We start from the raw sequence: 15,399 nt of genomic DNA, 5'->3' as shown, positions 1-15,399 counted from the left end.
GCATGGCGAATTTATTTGTGATTGATGTGCTTCAGCTTGAGGTTGGAAATCCCGTGACGGTAACGTTGCTCCAGGGTTTCGCGGTTGGTGGCTGTGACATCCAGGTCACGCAGTAAGCCGTCGTGAATGCCGTAAGCCCAGCCGTGAATGGTGACTTTCTGCCCGCGTTTCCACGCTGATTGCATAATGGTGGAGTGACCCAGGTTATATACCTGTTCCATTACGTTCAGTTCGCACAGGGTATCCAGACGACGCTCTGGCGGCATTTCGCCGAGCAATGAGCTATGTTTGAACCAGATATCGCGGATGTGCAGCAGCCAGTTGTTGATAAGCCCCAGTTCCGGGTTTTCAACAGCAGCTTGCACGCCGCCGCAACCATAGTGGCCACAGATAATAATATGTTCAACTTCGAGAACATCCACTGCATACTGAACCACGGAGAGGCAGTTTAGATCGGTGTGAATGACCAGGTTAGCAACATTACGGTGAACAAAGAGTTCGCCCGGCTCAAGACCGGTTAAACGTTCTGCAGGAACGCGACTGTCGGAACATCCAATCCATAGAAAGCGCGGTTTTTGCGCTTGTGCCAGTTTCTCAAAAAACCCGGGATCCTCTTCCACCAGCATTTTTGACCATAGTGCATTATTGCTGATGAGTGTATCTATGTCTTTCATGGAGGTTAACGACCTGTAACCAAATAATTACGTTTGGCTAATATAGGGCAACTCCGGGACGATTTAAACCACAGATAAAGTGTAAGAACGTAAGGTAAGTAAAAATTTATGACCATTGCACTGGAACTTCAACAGCTTAAAAAAACCTATCCAGGCGGCGTTCAGGCGCTTCGTGGAATAGATTTGCAGGTCGAGGCGGGTGATTTTTATGCGCTTCTGGGACCGAATGGGGCCGGGAAATCGACCACTATCGGTATTATCAGCTCGCTGGTAAATAAGACCTCCGGGCGCGTCAGCGTATTTGGTTACGATCTTGAAAAAGATGTCGTTAATGCCAAACGCCAGTTGGGGCTGGTGCCGCAGGAATTTAACTTCAACCCGTTTGAAACCGTGCAGCAAATTGTGGTAAATCAGGCGGGGTACTACGGTGTAGAGCGCAAAGAAGCGTACATCCGTAGCGAAAAGTATCTTAAACAGCTCGATCTATGGGGAAAGCGTAACGAACGTGCGCGTATGTTATCTGGTGGGATGAAGCGCCGTTTAATGATTGCCCGTGCGTTAATGCATGAACCTAAATTGCTGATTCTTGATGAACCGACCGCAGGCGTGGATATTGAACTTCGCCGCTCAATGTGGGGCTTTTTGAAGGATTTAAACGACAAAGGCACCACCATCATTCTCACCACACACTACCTGGAAGAAGCAGAAATGCTGTGCCGCAATATCGGCATTATTCAACACGGTGAGCTGGTGGAAAATACCTCGATGAAGGCGCTGCTGGCGAAGCTGAAATCGGAAACCTTTATTCTCGATCTCGCACCGAAAAGCCCGTTACCGAAGCTCGATGGCTATCAGTATCGACTGGTCGATACCGCGACGCTGGAAGTTGAAGTGCTGCGTGAGCAGGGGATCAACAGCGTATTTACGCAGTTAAGTGAGCAGGGCATTCAGGTATTAAGTATGCGTAACAAAGCTAACCGTCTGGAAGAGCTGTTTGTTTCACTGGTTAATGAAAAACAAGGAGATCGCGCATGATGCATCTTTACTGGGTGGCGCTAAAAAGCATCTGGGCGAAAGAGATCCATCGCTTTATGCGTATCTGGGTGCAGACGCTGGTGCCGCCAGTCATCACCATGACCCTTTACTTTATTATCTTCGGTAACCTGATTGGTTCGCGTATTGGTGATATGCATGGCTTCAGCTATATGCAGTTCATCGTGCCGGGGCTGATCATGATGTCGGTGATCACCAATGCCTACGCCAACGTTGCTTCATCATTTTTTGGTGCCAAGTTCCAGCGTAATATTGAAGAGTTGCTGGTCGCTCCGGTTCCAACGCACGTGATTATCGCCGGATATGTCGGCGGCGGCGTGGCGCGCGGGCTGTTTGTTGGCATTCTGGTGACGGCGATCTCGCTGTTCTTTGTGCCGTTTCAGGTGCATTCGTGGGTATTCGTTGCCTTAACGCTGGTGCTCACGGCGGTGTTGTTCTCCCTTGCGGGTTTGCTGAACGGTGTGTTTGCCAAAACGTTCGATGATATCAGCCTGGTGCCAACCTTTGTATTAACGCCACTCACGTATTTGGGCGGGGTCTTTTACTCCCTGACTTTGCTGCCGCCGTTCTGGCAGGGACTGTCGCACCTGAACCCAATCGTTTATATGATCAGTGGATTCCGCTACGGCTTCCTCGGCATTAATGATGTGCCGCTGGTCACGACTTTTGGCGTGCTGGTTGTTTTTATTATTGCGTTTTATCTGATCTGCTGGTCGCTGATCCAGCGTGGGCGCGGCTTGCGTAGCTAAGTCGCTCTCCTCTCCTCCGGATACGGGGGAGGGGAGTTTTGACGGCTATCACCCTTTATCAATACTGGTCAGGGTAGACTGATTTTCGGCTAAGGAGGAAAGCGATGTTAGGTTGGGTTATTACCTGTCACGACGATAGGGCGCAAGAGATACTGGATGCGCTGGAAAAAAAACATGGTGCACTTATCCAGTGCCGGGCAGTGAATTTCTGGCGCGGGTTAAGTTCAAATATGCTTAGCCGCATGATGTGCGATGCTCTGCATGAAACTGATTCTGGCGATGGGGTGATTTTTTTAACCGATATAGCAGGCGCTGCACCTTATCGTGTTGCGTCGTTATTAAGCCACAAGCATTCTCGTTGTGAAGTCATTTCTGGGGTGACGTTACCGTTAATTGAGCAGATGCTCCCCTGTCGGGAGACAATGTCCAGTGCGGCATTTCGAGAGCATATCGTGGCATCAGGAGCACCTGAAGTCAGTAGCCTCTGGCATCAGCAACAAAAGAATCCCCCTTTTGTCCTCAAGCACAATTGGTTCGAGTATTAAATCGCATTCTGATTTTGCTACACTAACTGCGTTGTTTCTCGCCTGGTAGTTTCCTCATGATTAAAAAGATAATTTTCCTGGTGCTGCTGGTTTCATCTGCTGTCAGCGCAGCACTTCCCACGCGTTATATGCAAACCACTCAGGATGCGACTATCTGGGGAAAAATTGGCGACAACACGGTAACCGTCGGTAACATTCGTGCCGGGCAGATTATTTCGGTCATCCCAACCACAGCCGATTATTATGAATTCAATTTTGGTTTTGCTACGGGGTATATTGATAAAGGTCATCTTGAACCTGTACAAGGGCGGCAAAAAGTTGAAGATGGTCTGGGTGATCTGAATAAACCACTGAGCAACCAAAATCTTATTACCTGGAAAGATACGCCGGTATATAACGCGCCCGATGCAGGCAGTGCGCCATTTGGCGTGCTGGCCGATAACTTGCGTTATCCCATTATCAGTAAATTGAAAGATCGCCTGAATCAAACCTGGTATCAAATTCGTATTGGCGAACGTCTGGCCTATATCAGCGCGCTGGATGCGCAGCAGGATAACGGTATTCCTGTATTGACCTACCATCATATTTTACGCGATGAAGAGAATACTCGTTTTCGCCATACGTCGACCACAACGTCGGTACGTGCATTCAATAACCAGATGACCTGGTTGCGTGACAGGGGATATACCACGTTGACCTTGTATCAACTGGAAGGATATCTGCGTAATTCGATGAATCTACCCGCTCGCGCGGTTGTGCTGACGTTTGATGATGGTTTGAAATCGGTGAGTCGTTATGCATACCCCATTCTGAAACAATACGGTATGAAGGCGACGGCATTTATTATTACCTCGCGTATTAAACGCCATCCACAAAAATGGAATCCACAGTCATTACAGTTTATGAGTATTTCTGAACTGCATGATGTCAGCGATGTTTTTGATTTCCAGTCACATACCCATTTTTTACATCGGGTTGATGGTTATCGCCGACCCATATTACTTAGCCGCAGTGAGCATAATATTTTGTTTGATTTTGAACGTTCACGTCGGGCGCTGACGCAATTTAATCCGCATGTATTGTATCTTTCTTATCCGTTTGGCGGATTTAATGACAAAGCGGTTAAAGCGGCAAATGATGCCGGATTTCATCTGGCGGTGACGACCATGAAAGGTAAAGTAAAACTGGGGGATAATCCCTTGTTGCTAAAACGGCTTTATATCTTAAGAACGGATTCGCTGGAGACGATGTCGCGGCTAGTGAGTAACCAGCCGCAGGGATGATTATCAGGCAACCTGAACCGGGATCGCTTTCGCGGTACGTTTCATTTCGTTGTCGCCTTCAAAGTAGGCAACGTTGGGGCGCCAGGTGCGGGCTTCGGCATCTGGCATAGTGACGAAGCTGGCGATAATCACAATATCACCGACACTGGCGCAGTGAGCCGCAGCGCCGTTAACAGAAATAATTCTCGAACCGCGTTCTGCCGCGATGGCATAGGTGGAAAAACGCTTGCCGTTGGTGACATTCCAGATATCAATGGCTTCGTTTTCGAGAATACCGGCTGCGTCAAGAAAATCCTGGTCAATGGCGCAAGAACCTTCATAGTGCAGGTCCGCATGAGTCACTTTCACGCGGTGGAGTTTGCCCTGCAGCATCGTGCGAATCATAACTTCTACCTTTCTACCCTGTCGTTAACGAAGCAGGCGGAGCCTGCTTTGAGAAAATTCTCACGCAGTATTGCCCGATTTTTGTTTAGTGTCTACTCATCTGACGGCATTTGCATCAGCAGTTTGCGTACCGCGCCGAAGCCCGCCATGCAACGCCTGTAACCGATTGAAATTTCTCTGAACGCAACTCGGTAAACAATAAAGAGGCGGCTGACGACTGCGCGCCTTGACTGGATACTGCCTTCACGCAAGACAACACGGAAGGCAGGTAAGATGGACGCACCAAGTACCACGCCGCATGACGCGGTGTTTAAACAATTTTTAATGCATGCGGATACCGCTCGCGACTTCCTCGACATACACCTGCCTGAGGAATTGCGTGAGATCTGCGATCTCAACACGCTGCATCTGGAGTCGGGGAGTTTCATCGAAGAAAGCCTGAAAGGGCACAGCACCGACGTGCTCTATTCTGTGCAAATGCTGGGTAATCCCGGCTATCTGTATGTCGTGATTGAACATCAAAGCAAGCCGGACAAAAAAATGGCCTTTCGCATGATGCGCTACTCTATTGCCGCCATGCACCGACATCTGGAGGCTGACCACGATAAGCTGCCGCTGGTGGTGCCGATTCTGTTTTATCAGGGCGAGGCCACGCCTTACCCGCTCTCAATGTGCTGGTTTGATATGTTTTACTCACCGGAACTGGCGCGACGTGTCTACAACAACCCTTTCCCGCTGGTGGATATCACCATCACGCCGGATGACGAGATCATGCAACATCGGCGGATTGCGATTCTCGAACTGCTGCAAAAACATATTCGCCAGCGCGACTTAATGTTATTGCTGGAGCAACTGGTCACGCTGATTGACGAAGGGTACACTAGCGGAAGTCAGTTAGTTGCCATGCAAAACTATATGCTGCAACGCGGTCATACTGAACAAGCGGATTTGTTTTACGGTGTGGTGAGAGACAGGGAATCGGGAGGGGAGTCTATGATGACGTTGGCGCAGTGGTTTGAAGAGAAGGGGATTGAGAAGGGGATTCAGCAGGGAATTGAGAAGATGGCCCATCGTCTTCTGAGTAAAGGAATGTCTCGGGAAGACGTTGCAGAGATGGCAAATTTACCTCTTGCCGAGATTGATAAGCTAATTAACTCTAACTAAATTGCCTGCGATATGAATAATCGCTTACAGACGTCATCGCCATGACGTGGGCAAATGAATAACTGGCGCCATCAGCCGTAGCGCCAGTTAAGTATTACGCCAGTTCGACTATTTTATTGTCGATCAGGCGAGCGTCGCCAAGCCAGGCGGCTACCAGAATCACGGCGCGTTTACTGTTTTCAGTGACTTCCAGCAACGTGTCAGCATCACGAATCTGAATATCATCGGCGCGGAAACCTTTTTCATTCAGTTCTTGCCCGGCAATGGCAATAATTTCATCGAGATCCCGCTCTCCAGCCTGCAATTTGTCGGCAATCGAACTTAAAACCTTGTACAGGCCTGGCGCAATTTTGCGTTGTTCTGCCGTCAGATAACCATTACGGGAACTGAGCGCCAGACCGTCTTTCGCGCGCATAATCGGCACACCGACAATCTCAATATCAAAGCCCATATCGGCAACCATTTTGCGGATCAGCGCCAGTTGCTGAAAATCTTTTTCACCGAAGCAGGCGATGTCCGGCTGAACAAGGTTGAACAACTTGCTAACGATGGTCGAAACGCCGCGAAAATGTCCCGGACGGCTGGCACCTTCCAGCATGGTGGAAAGACCGGGAACATCAACATAGGTGTGGGTTTCTGTACCGTTCGGGTAGATCTCTTTTACTGATGGAGCGAAAACCAGATCCACTTTACGTTTATTCAGCTTCTCGCAGTCTTCCTGCAAGGTGCGTGGATAGCGAGCCAGATCTTCCGGGCGATCGAACTGCATCGGGTTAACGAAAATACTGACGACGACCACATCGGCGCGGGCTTTCGCTTCATCGACCAGCTTCATATGACCATCGTGCAGGTTACCCATGGTAGGCACCAGCGCCACACGCTTGCCTTCCATACGCAGGCGGCGGATTTGCTGACGCAGCAGCGGCAGAGTTTCGATAATTAACACAACGTGACTCCTTAATGGAAACTGTGTTCTTCGCCCGGATAAGCGCCGGACTCCACTTCAGCCATATACTGCCGTACAGCAGCGCGGATGTCGCCCGCTTCGGCAAGGAAATTTTTGGCGAATTTAGGAATGTGGCCGCCGGTAATGCCGAATGCATCGTGCATCACGAGGATTTGCCCATCGGTAACATTCCCCGCGCCAATACCGATAACCGGAATCGCCAGCGCCTCGGTAATACGTTTTGCCAGCTCAACCGGTACGCATTCCAGCACCAGCAACTGTGTCCCAGCGGCTTCTAAGGCTAAGGCGTCATTAAGTAAACGGTCGCCTGCATCGCCACGCCCTTGCACTTTATAACCACCGAAAATATTCACTGACTGTGGCGTTAAGCCCAAATGCCCACAAACAGGAACTGCGCGTTCGGTCAGCATTTGAACTGTTTCTACCAGCCAGGCACCGCCTTCGATTTTGACCATATTCGCACCCGCGCGCATGACAGTTGCGGCGTTTTCAAATGCTTGTTCAGGAGTGGCATAAGCCATAAATGGCAGGTCAGCCAGCAGCAGACAGTTTGGCGCACCGCGACGAACGGCGGCAATGTGGTAGGCGATATCTTCCACAGTGACAGGGAGGGTGGAGTCATGGCCCTGAACCGTCATTCCAAGGGAATCCCCCACCAGCATGACGTTAATTCCTTCGTCGGCAAACAATTTTGCAAAGCTATAGTCGTAAGCAGTGATGGTGGCGAAGCGTTTTTTTTCCTGTTTACATTTTTGCAGCAGGGAAATGGTAGTTGGTTTCATAACGTGTCCTGATGGCTAATGTCAGATCTGTTGGCATTCTATCAGTCGTATTAAGGGGGGCAATCGTTTTAGTGGGTCACATCGTCAGTTGCCTGACGATGTGTTTGGCTTGTCAAGGGTAGGTAATCTGGAATCTGCCGGTGGCTTCGAAATCGCCTGCTTTTATCGTACTATTCCCGTCTTGCTTCAATGTCGCCTGAAATTCAAGGGGCTGTGTTGTGCCTTGACCTTTTCCGGGGTAAATCCCCCCTGATGAATCAATCTCGCTTTCATACGCTTTATAAACAGACGTTCCTACATTAGGCTCAAGAACCATTTTTCCATTAACACTGTTTTTTAAGCCTTCAATAAGTACGCCGACGCCCTCTGCTGCACCGTTACCTTGCAGGGTATTGGCGAGTAACTTTTTATTCTGTTGCCCTATTTTTGCAGAGGTCATTTTGGTTTCAATATTTTGTACTCGAATACAGTTTTGCAATGTTATCTGAAAAGGCACAGGCGTTGCGCCATTTTTAATTTGACTGACTTCGTAGCTCCCCAATGCGACAGTTGAGTTCTGGACGGTATCTCCTGTTACAACTGAAGAAAAACATGTAGGAAGCGATAGTTTTACATTACTTAAATTAAAGTTGATATAGATAGGTCCGCTGTATCCCTGGATCGCTGAGCCGGCGTCTTCGGCTTTAAAACGATAAATATAATCACTTGTGCTCAGTAATGTGATATTTTGGGTTGCTGTAGGCGCAAACGTGGCATCTGTATAAAATTCAACGGTAAAAGTCTGGAATATTCCTCCTAATCCCCAAAATTGTGGATAGTTATTATCCATGTCTTTACATCTTCTTTCCATATCGGCGTCATGGAATACAAAGTGAAATTTTTGCGCTTCTGTATCCCCGATATATATTTCAGAAACATCTGCTCTTGTATTATAAGCTGACCATATAGCTGAAATTTTTAATGTGTAATAAAGTCCGGTAACAGATGTTTTGAATAATTTATGTCCGCCATAAGAGAGTCCGGAGTCGACCATTGCATTTCGTATCGTCATCGGGCCACCTGAGGCGCTCTTATGTGCTGTACAATAAAGAACACCATTAGAAGCTGTATCCTGCCCCTCCCAGTATAATTGTACCCCAGTAGGCCCCAACGATTTCGGGCGATAAAACACCAGACTATTATTTCCAGGATACATAAAATTTACGCGACCATCTCTGTCTGGTGGAGTCGCGCCGGCACCCACAATAAAATCAATTTTTGCGTAACAAACAGAACTAAACAAAAAAAGAATACTAAAAAAAATAATATGTGAAGCTGTTTTCATATTCACTCCTTTAAATATGTTTGTTGTATGAGTGCATAATAAATTGTCTTACTAAAGAATAGCTGGCATAGCTAACCTGAGGCGTTCGTCCAGGCGATAGTGAAATTGTGCTTGTCAATTGCACCTGCTCATTGAGAATTTCTAATTGTGTTAAAATCATAGGTTCCATCCTGATTTTTCCATTTCCTTACGCTGGTTATTCGTACCATGCATCGACCAGTACGCTGGTTGTCACTTTGCCACTACCAACGCTGGCAGCGTTATTGACTTTTTGCATTCTGGTATAAAAATTCCAGCGTGAGTCATTCATTTTATCGGCGTCGATAGTGTATACAGACCGGGAAACTCCTGCAGGAGACCAGACATTAAACTTATTATTACTGTCATTAACCGAAAAAATGACTATTCCGATATTACTGGCTCCGTTGATGTCCTCGTTTGGGAATATCTGCGATGAGCCAGGTGCAAAAGAGCCCGTTCTGGGTTTAAAGTCCAAGTGCAACTGTTTTGTTCCGGTTAATGCTGTACCGGAACAACCAGATAACAGAATGGAGAAGTTTTTGCCGCCCGTATAATATTGTTCCGCTGTCGTGCTGTTGGCGAAATAATCCAGCCCTACAGTGGCTAAATTAATGATACCGTTATTGTCGATTTCCATTTTGCAAGTTGAGCTGAGAACTTTAGCATTAAAATCAACATTAAGCTCCGCATAGGCGGCAGAACACATCAAGGCTATGTTTATCGTTAAAGTGGCAAATAAATTATGTCTTTTCATAACATCACTTTTGCACTGGCTACGTCAAAATTTACTGGTAAGTGATGTTAAACACCGCAGGGGTGTTAAAATCACCGGCTCTGACGTCAGTATCTGCTTTGCCACTGTCGCGTACCAACCGTGCGCTAAGCGGAAACACTTTGGCATTATTCGTCATGTTCACAGTGGTCGAGTTTTTAGCTTTACACTCGATTTGCTTACCACTGTCTGGTGTCGCAGAGTCCCAAACTTCGACGGCTACCGCTTCCGCTTTGTTGGTCGATGCGGCGTTAGCAAATGCTTTCCCATTGCCGTTGCCATCACAAGTTGCGCCATTTCCCGGGCTTAGGGTAAATACCGCCTGATTCTGTGGCAGACCATCACAGCCGCTAAATGCCAACTGGAATTTTTGCACCTTTGCTTTGCTGATCACTTCGGGAATATAGACGTTCTGGAAATTGACGGTGTCAATCTTTGCACTACCCGTGTCCTGCAGCTCAACTTTACAGGTCCCGGCGGTGATATTGGTAACAATAGTCAAATCTAATGCGTCAACGGTCGCTTGCACCGGGTTGATACCAAGAGTAGCGCAGGTCAAAACACTCGCGACACACCAGGCTAATTTTACTCTTTTCATTAGATTACCCCGTTACTCATAGGTGAAATTAAACGTGACTTTGGCATCAAATGGGCCGATCGTGCCAGTATTTGGCGTAACTTCACGCATGGCTGCGCTTAAGTTTAATCCTTTACTCATTTCATCGGCCGTCCATACAATGGTGGTGTTATTATTTAAGCCAAAGTAGACATCGTCCGATGATGACTGGCGGCGGAAAGCAACGCCAATGTTTGAGGCCTTGCCAGTGGCTGAAGACGGTATGGCTAACACGGGTTGTTCGGTAGATGTTTTTTCCGCTTTTATTGTCGTTTTCAGTCCTGTAAGCCCATTACAGTTAGCAGGCTTCAATGTAAAGTTTGCCTGGCTCTCGGCACCTTTAGCACGCAATTGATCGAGACGAATATCGGGAATAGTTAGCTTATAGGCGTTCGTTCCTGCATTACTGATGTTTGAACCGCCATAAGGGATCACCGACATATCACAGGTTGGCTGTACGATTGTGGCGATGAACTTTACATCGACATCAACAGCGAACACCGGAGCGGTTAGCATAAGTGCGCCTAAAGCAAAGGGAATACTTTTCCGTCTCATAGCTTTTCCAAAATTTGCGGATTTAGCGAGTCACAGATACCGTACACAGTACGTTATCCAACAACAGGGACCGGTTGCCACTTTCTTCAGTAGCTGTCATCGGAACCTGATAATGAGCAAGGCAATGCTGAGCTTGTCTGTTCTCATCGAACCAGTTCACCCGCAACACCCCTTTATCTTCTATACCTCTGATAAAGGCCCGGTTACCCTGGCCGATATAACCAAGGACATTACCTTGTTCATCGGTGACATCTGCGGCAAACGGCAATGGCTGGCCGTCATTGCGGTGTAGGGTCACCATTGCTGAGCGCCCCTGGTCAGTTTCAAAGTTGGTCAGTGTGATAGCACCGTAGCGCGGTACGGTGCGGGAACTGGTACTTTTTAGCTCGACATCGTTTTCCAGCCCTTTAATATCCAGGCTGATGTTATTTTCCTTGTAAGGCGATGCGGATGAGGAGATGCCATATCCCCAGCGATCGATGGTATTGTTACCATAGTTTATTCGTGCGCCTGCAGCGCCAGGGGCTTTTACCAGAACCAATGTATCGCTGTCGCTGAAGCTGTCGCCAGAAAACGTAACCCCTCCCTGATGCAGAACAAAACCGCCGTCAGTGCTTAATGACATCTGACGGTTACTGTCAGTATCTGCACTTGCGGAAGCAGACAACGTTCCCCAGGGAGATTCGTAACTTATGTAGCCCCCGATATCAGCCAGATCGGTACTGTTTTTATTGATGATGTAATCAGTACTCACGCTGTAGCTGTATTTACCATCACCGCTGGCACCGTTGGTGCTGGCGCTGAAAGCGTGGCTGCCGTTAAAGTCGGTGTTCATTCGTGCGTCAACGTACTGGAAGCCACTTTCACGTCGTTTACCACCAAACAATTTTTCGATAGGAAGGCTGACGCTCAGATAGAAACTATCATCCTGCTCGCCATCTTCATTCCAGGTACGCTGAATGGAAGCACTCCAGGAGCCCCAATCCGTCCCTTTGCTGTAGCCCATTGAGTAGTAGCTCCGGCTGCTGCTTCCGCCCCAGTAATCTGTCCAGCTACCGTTCAGATAAAAAGAACCATAATCTATCTCTTTAAATTTCAACGGTTGGTTGAGGCTGATCGTAAACTGGTTGCGTAGACGCTGGTACGTGTTCATCGTCTGCCGTTCATTGGCGGGTAGATGTTTGGCATCATCCTGTAGATTCAGTGCGTCATTGAGCCCCAGGTAGTTGCTGGTGGAGTAGCGATAAGCGGCAAGATTTAAAGACGTATTGGTTTCATTAAACATTTTGTTCCATGAAACACGGTAGCTCTGCCCTGTGTAGGTCTTGTCCTCATATATCCTGGCCTGAGATTGCGTCACATCAAACGACACGGCGCCAATTGACGTGTTTACCCCGACCCCTAACAGGAAGGCCTGGTAGTCAGCATCGGTGAGTTGAATGCCGGTGTAGCCAGTAAAGGTGTTGTTAATGCCGTAATACCATGTACCTTGTAGAAGATTGTAATCATCGCGAAGATCGTCGCGATCAATCTGCCCGCCGCTGATATCCCAGCGACCCACGCCAGGGCGCAGCATCTGAATAACGGACGAGAAGGGTTGAGAGAAAGTGCGACGCGAACCATCTGCTTCCTCGATAGTGACTAACAGGTCGTTGCCGTAGCCGGAAGGGGAAATATCGTCGATGGCGAACTCACCCGGAGGAACGGTGCCTTCATAAATTTTGTAGCCGCCCTGTGTTACGGTAACCTTAGCGTTGCTGTTAGCAACACCACGGATAACAGGCGCAAATCCGGTCATTGACGGTGGCAACATGCGGTCGTCGCTATACAGGCGTACCCCTTTTATACTAACGGAGTCGAAAGTTTCCCCGGTTGTATAGGTTTCCCCGACCACTAATTGTGAGCGAATAAATGGCAGTTCACGCTGAAGATAGCTGTTCTGGAAATCCAGATTGCTGCCAATATCCTGCTGCCAACTGTAGTTACCGTTGCTTCTCAGATGCCAGTTTCCGAGGTTAATACCGGTATTGAAGGCGGTATAAAAAGTCTGGTTTTCGTCGTTATGCTGCGTGTTGCGCCAGGCATTCATACGATAGGAGAGCATGGCTGCATTTATACCATCCTCCCATAGTGAAGGATCAACATAGCCCTGGTAATTACGCATGATCCAGACTTGCGGAACTGTCAGTTCCAGTTTTTGATCGTTAGTATCGAAATAAACCTGTGACTGTGGAATAGCTTTTGCGATATCAAGGCAATCATCTGCGCTTTCATTGCGTTTTTGTAATACTGCTTCTCCGTCCCGGAGATCAGGTTGTTTTATATGAAGCTGACTCAGTATTTTTCGCGAAATACAGGCTTCGGCGTTTCTCTTGCCCACATCAATCATTTCGATGTTCAGGCTGCTGGCGGAAATATTATTGACGTAAACCTTTACGTCATAATTTCCAGGCATTGCCGGGTTGCCATCAGAATAGCGCGATAAGTCTATTCCTCTGGCGGAAGAGCCCATGAGAAAGCTTGGGTCGTACTCAATCGTCTCTGTTGCATTCGTGCTTTGGGCATAAATGCAGGAGAAGATAATAGCGATCCTTGTTAATTTACAATGAGCCATCTTTTTTTTATACTCGCATCGCAAAAAATTCATCAATAAAATCAGGTTTAAAGATTGCTTTCACCTTTAATTTCACTGCCATAATCACTAATTGCTGAATAGCGTAATTTTGCGCCGCCTATAGATGTTTGCAGCCCTTGCACACTAAAATCGCTATTGCTATTTGGAGCTATCATAGAAGTATTTACAACATAAGACTTTGTGCCTGATACAACATCAACGGCTGAAAATGAGACATAGTATGGAGTAGGGTTAGTTACTTTGATTTTATTACCGCTCCATTGCCATTTTAATTGGGATGGCGCCGTAAACGGATCACCACTTAACCCCTCCGGTCGGTAAAATAATTTAATGCGCGTACGGAAAGCCAGTTGCAGAAGATTTTTATTTTCAGCTTCTTTATCTTTTACTTTAGGCGGTACTTCCAGCACATTAAACCAAAAGACACTTTCGCGATCTTTTGGTAACGTCTGGCTATTCGTATAGGTGATTGTCACTGTCTGACCGCGTTTCGGGTCGATGCGTGAAACCGGAGGGGTAGCGTTAAACGGAACTTTAATGGTCGCCGGATCGGCATTATCGTCACCCGTATCCAGCCATGACTGGACCAGTAATGGGCGCGAGCCTTTATTTTCCAGGCGCATAGTGACATTCTTGTCTTTTTCTTTATAAATAACACGTGTTCCGTTAATGACAATATCAGCCTGCGCAACTGATGCGAAAACAGATAAAGTACTTGCAAGTAATAGCGGAATAATTTTCTGATAAATCTGCATCTCTTCTCTCCTTGAAAAAAGCAAAATCATAAATAAGAGGCTGCAAGCACAGCCTCTTAATACAATTAATTCAACTCCAATAAAAATTAATTGTAAGTTAAGGTATAGGTGCTGTTAGTTTTCACATGACCAGAGGTCACGGTGGCATTAGCATCAGACTTCACATAAGATGCTTTTAAATGGAAGTTCGCAACATGAGTGGTGGTGTCGAATGCTTCAGTGATCTGGTTGCTCGGGTTATTCACTTCGACCAGATTCAGTGCTCCAGTATTATTTACATGGTGCAGAGCGATATCGACATTACCTGCTGGATCCTGAACTGAGCCGTCATTACTCAAAGTACCCTGGTTAGAGTTATGGTACATAGAACTGAAACTCATGACTGCGTTTTGAGCCGTTGCATTACCTGTCGCACAATCAACTTTAATATTAATATCTTCCGGGAATCCACCTGCAGCAGTTTTGCTCATTGCCGGGACATCAGCAATTTGTGCAGTCTGTAGCATAACCGTAACGTCTTTACCGCCACCATTTATTGTCGTTACACAAGTACCAGCGGTAACAAAACCACCGATATTCAACTGCCCACCGTCAACACCAGCCATTACTGAACCGGCTGAAAGGGAAGATGCTGCTAATACGATGGCAAGTAGCTTTTTGTTCATTAAAATTCTCCATAAAAAAAGAGAGACGAATCAATAACAAATATTAATTTATTGTTATTCTACGTCTTCCAAAAACGCGGCAGAGACTAGCAATATAAGGATGAAAATAAAAATTGATGGTGTGAATGATTTGGGGTGATTTATTGATTTACCTTCCCTTGCATTCATCATTTGAATAGCTATTTATTTTAGAGCAAGCGGTTAGGTGAGTATAAGAGTGTTTATAAGGGTAGTTTGATTGGTAACTCATTGATTTTTTTAATTTTATTATTTTTCTTGTGATTGATTGTGGTGTGTCATTTTTATTATATATATATTTTAGTGTGTCATTTTGTATGCATTAGTTTTTCTGTATTTACATATTAGATTATCTTAATATAAAGTTTAATATTATTAATATGTACGTTAATTTTCATGTGTTTTTTTTGCCCATTTGTGCCTTTCTTGGGGGGATC

The 15,399-nt window shown here is 46.8% G+C and carries 16 protein-coding genes; 5 read left to right on the top strand and 11 right to left on the bottom strand.

What is annotated here, in order from left to right:
- Positions 1-11: 11 nt before the first annotated feature.
- Positions 12-674 carry a carbonate dehydratase gene (gene can / locus A7Z29_RS09275; protein ID WP_000651596.1) on the bottom strand — a complete coding sequence of 221 codons (663 nt, stop codon included), beginning with the start codon at positions 672-674 and terminating at the stop codon, positions 12-14.
- Between the two features lie 108 nt (positions 675-782).
- Between can and A7Z29_RS09270 the strand changes: the two genes are divergently transcribed.
- The 4 genes from A7Z29_RS09270 to A7Z29_RS09255 all read left to right on the top strand — a co-directional run bounded on the left by A7Z29_RS09270 (position 783) and on the right by A7Z29_RS09255 (position 4,304).
- Complete coding sequence (locus tag A7Z29_RS09270) at positions 783-1,709, top strand: ABC transporter ATP-binding protein (RefSeq protein WP_000150637.1); 927 nt, start codon at positions 783-785, stop codon at positions 1,707-1,709.
- On the top strand, positions 1,706-2,476 hold the full coding sequence (locus A7Z29_RS09265; RefSeq protein ID WP_000972201.1) for an ABC transporter permease: 771 nt from the start codon (positions 1,706-1,708) through the stop codon (positions 2,474-2,476). The genes A7Z29_RS09270 and A7Z29_RS09265 overlap by 4 nt, the downstream gene beginning before the upstream one ends.
- 104 nt (positions 2,477-2,580) lie before the next feature.
- Entirely contained in the window at positions 2,581-3,021 is a 441-nt protein-coding gene (locus A7Z29_RS09260; RefSeq protein WP_000901973.1) for a PTS sugar transporter subunit IIA, read from the top strand.
- 56 nt (positions 3,022-3,077) lie between these two features.
- Complete coding sequence (locus A7Z29_RS09255) at positions 3,078-4,304, top strand: polysaccharide deacetylase family protein (protein WP_085460331.1); 1,227 nt, start codon at positions 3,078-3,080, stop codon at positions 4,302-4,304.
- Positions 4,305-4,307: 3 nt separating this feature from the next.
- On the opposite strand, the gene panD is transcribed toward A7Z29_RS09255, so the two are convergent.
- Positions 4,308-4,688 (bottom strand): aspartate 1-decarboxylase, encoded by a 381-nt coding sequence (panD, locus tag A7Z29_RS09250; protein WP_000621508.1) that lies wholly within the window; start codon positions 4,686-4,688, stop codon positions 4,308-4,310.
- A gap of 273 nt (positions 4,689-4,961) precedes the next feature.
- Between panD and A7Z29_RS09235 the strand changes: the two genes are divergently transcribed.
- Positions 4,962-5,852: an Rpn family recombination-promoting nuclease/putative transposase gene (locus A7Z29_RS09235; RefSeq protein ID WP_105290125.1), complete on the top strand. Its 891-nt coding sequence runs from the start codon at positions 4,962-4,964 to the stop codon at positions 5,850-5,852.
- 94 nt (positions 5,853-5,946) lie between these two features.
- On the opposite strand, the gene panC is transcribed toward A7Z29_RS09235, so the two are convergent.
- The 9 genes from panC to A7Z29_RS09190 all read right to left on the bottom strand — a co-directional run bounded on the left by panC (position 5,947) and on the right by A7Z29_RS09190 (position 14,944).
- The gene (panC, locus tag A7Z29_RS09230; protein ID WP_032224453.1) at positions 5,947-6,798 is read right to left on the bottom strand and encodes a pantoate--beta-alanine ligase; all 852 of its coding nucleotides are present in this window, start codon (positions 6,796-6,798) and stop codon (positions 5,947-5,949) included.
- An 11-nt stretch (positions 6,799-6,809) separates the two neighbouring features.
- On the bottom strand, positions 6,810-7,601 hold the full coding sequence (gene panB, locus A7Z29_RS09225; protein ID WP_105290124.1) for a 3-methyl-2-oxobutanoate hydroxymethyltransferase: 792 nt from the start codon (positions 7,599-7,601) through the stop codon (positions 6,810-6,812).
- A 112-nt stretch (positions 7,602-7,713) separates the two neighbouring features.
- On the bottom strand, positions 7,714-8,925 hold the full coding sequence (locus A7Z29_RS09220; protein ID WP_105290123.1) for a fimbrial-like adhesin: 1,212 nt from the start codon (positions 8,923-8,925) through the stop codon (positions 7,714-7,716).
- A 196-nt stretch (positions 8,926-9,121) separates the two neighbouring features.
- On the bottom strand, positions 9,122-9,700 hold the full coding sequence (locus A7Z29_RS09215; RefSeq protein ID WP_105290122.1) for a fimbrial-like protein: 579 nt from the start codon (positions 9,698-9,700) through the stop codon (positions 9,122-9,124).
- A 31-nt stretch (positions 9,701-9,731) separates the two neighbouring features.
- Complete coding sequence (locus A7Z29_RS09210) at positions 9,732-10,316, bottom strand: fimbrial protein (protein ID WP_000832274.1); 585 nt, start codon at positions 10,314-10,316, stop codon at positions 9,732-9,734.
- Positions 10,317-10,328: 12 nt separating this feature from the next.
- Positions 10,329-10,889 carry a fimbrial protein gene (locus tag A7Z29_RS09205; protein ID WP_024165102.1) on the bottom strand — a complete coding sequence of 187 codons (561 nt, stop codon included), beginning with the start codon at positions 10,887-10,889 and terminating at the stop codon, positions 10,329-10,331.
- A gap of 22 nt (positions 10,890-10,911) precedes the next feature.
- Positions 10,912-13,536 (bottom strand): outer membrane usher protein, encoded by a 2,625-nt coding sequence (locus A7Z29_RS09200; RefSeq protein WP_459251558.1) that lies wholly within the window; start codon positions 13,534-13,536, stop codon positions 10,912-10,914.
- A 14-nt stretch (positions 13,537-13,550) separates the two neighbouring features.
- Complete coding sequence (locus A7Z29_RS09195; RefSeq protein ID WP_001167881.1) at positions 13,551-14,279, bottom strand: fimbrial chaperone; 729 nt, start codon at positions 14,277-14,279, stop codon at positions 13,551-13,553.
- A gap of 86 nt (positions 14,280-14,365) precedes the next feature.
- Complete coding sequence (locus tag A7Z29_RS09190) at positions 14,366-14,944, bottom strand: fimbrial protein (RefSeq protein ID WP_001035567.1); 579 nt, start codon at positions 14,942-14,944, stop codon at positions 14,366-14,368.
- Positions 14,945-15,399 lie beyond the last annotated feature (455 nt).

It is taken from the genome of Escherichia sp. MOD1-EC6842, from assembly GCF_002965705.1.
Taxonomy (GTDB): Bacteria; Pseudomonadota; Gammaproteobacteria; order Enterobacterales; family Enterobacteriaceae; genus Escherichia; species Escherichia ruysiae.
This window is presented reverse-complemented; position numbering and strand designations above follow the sequence as displayed.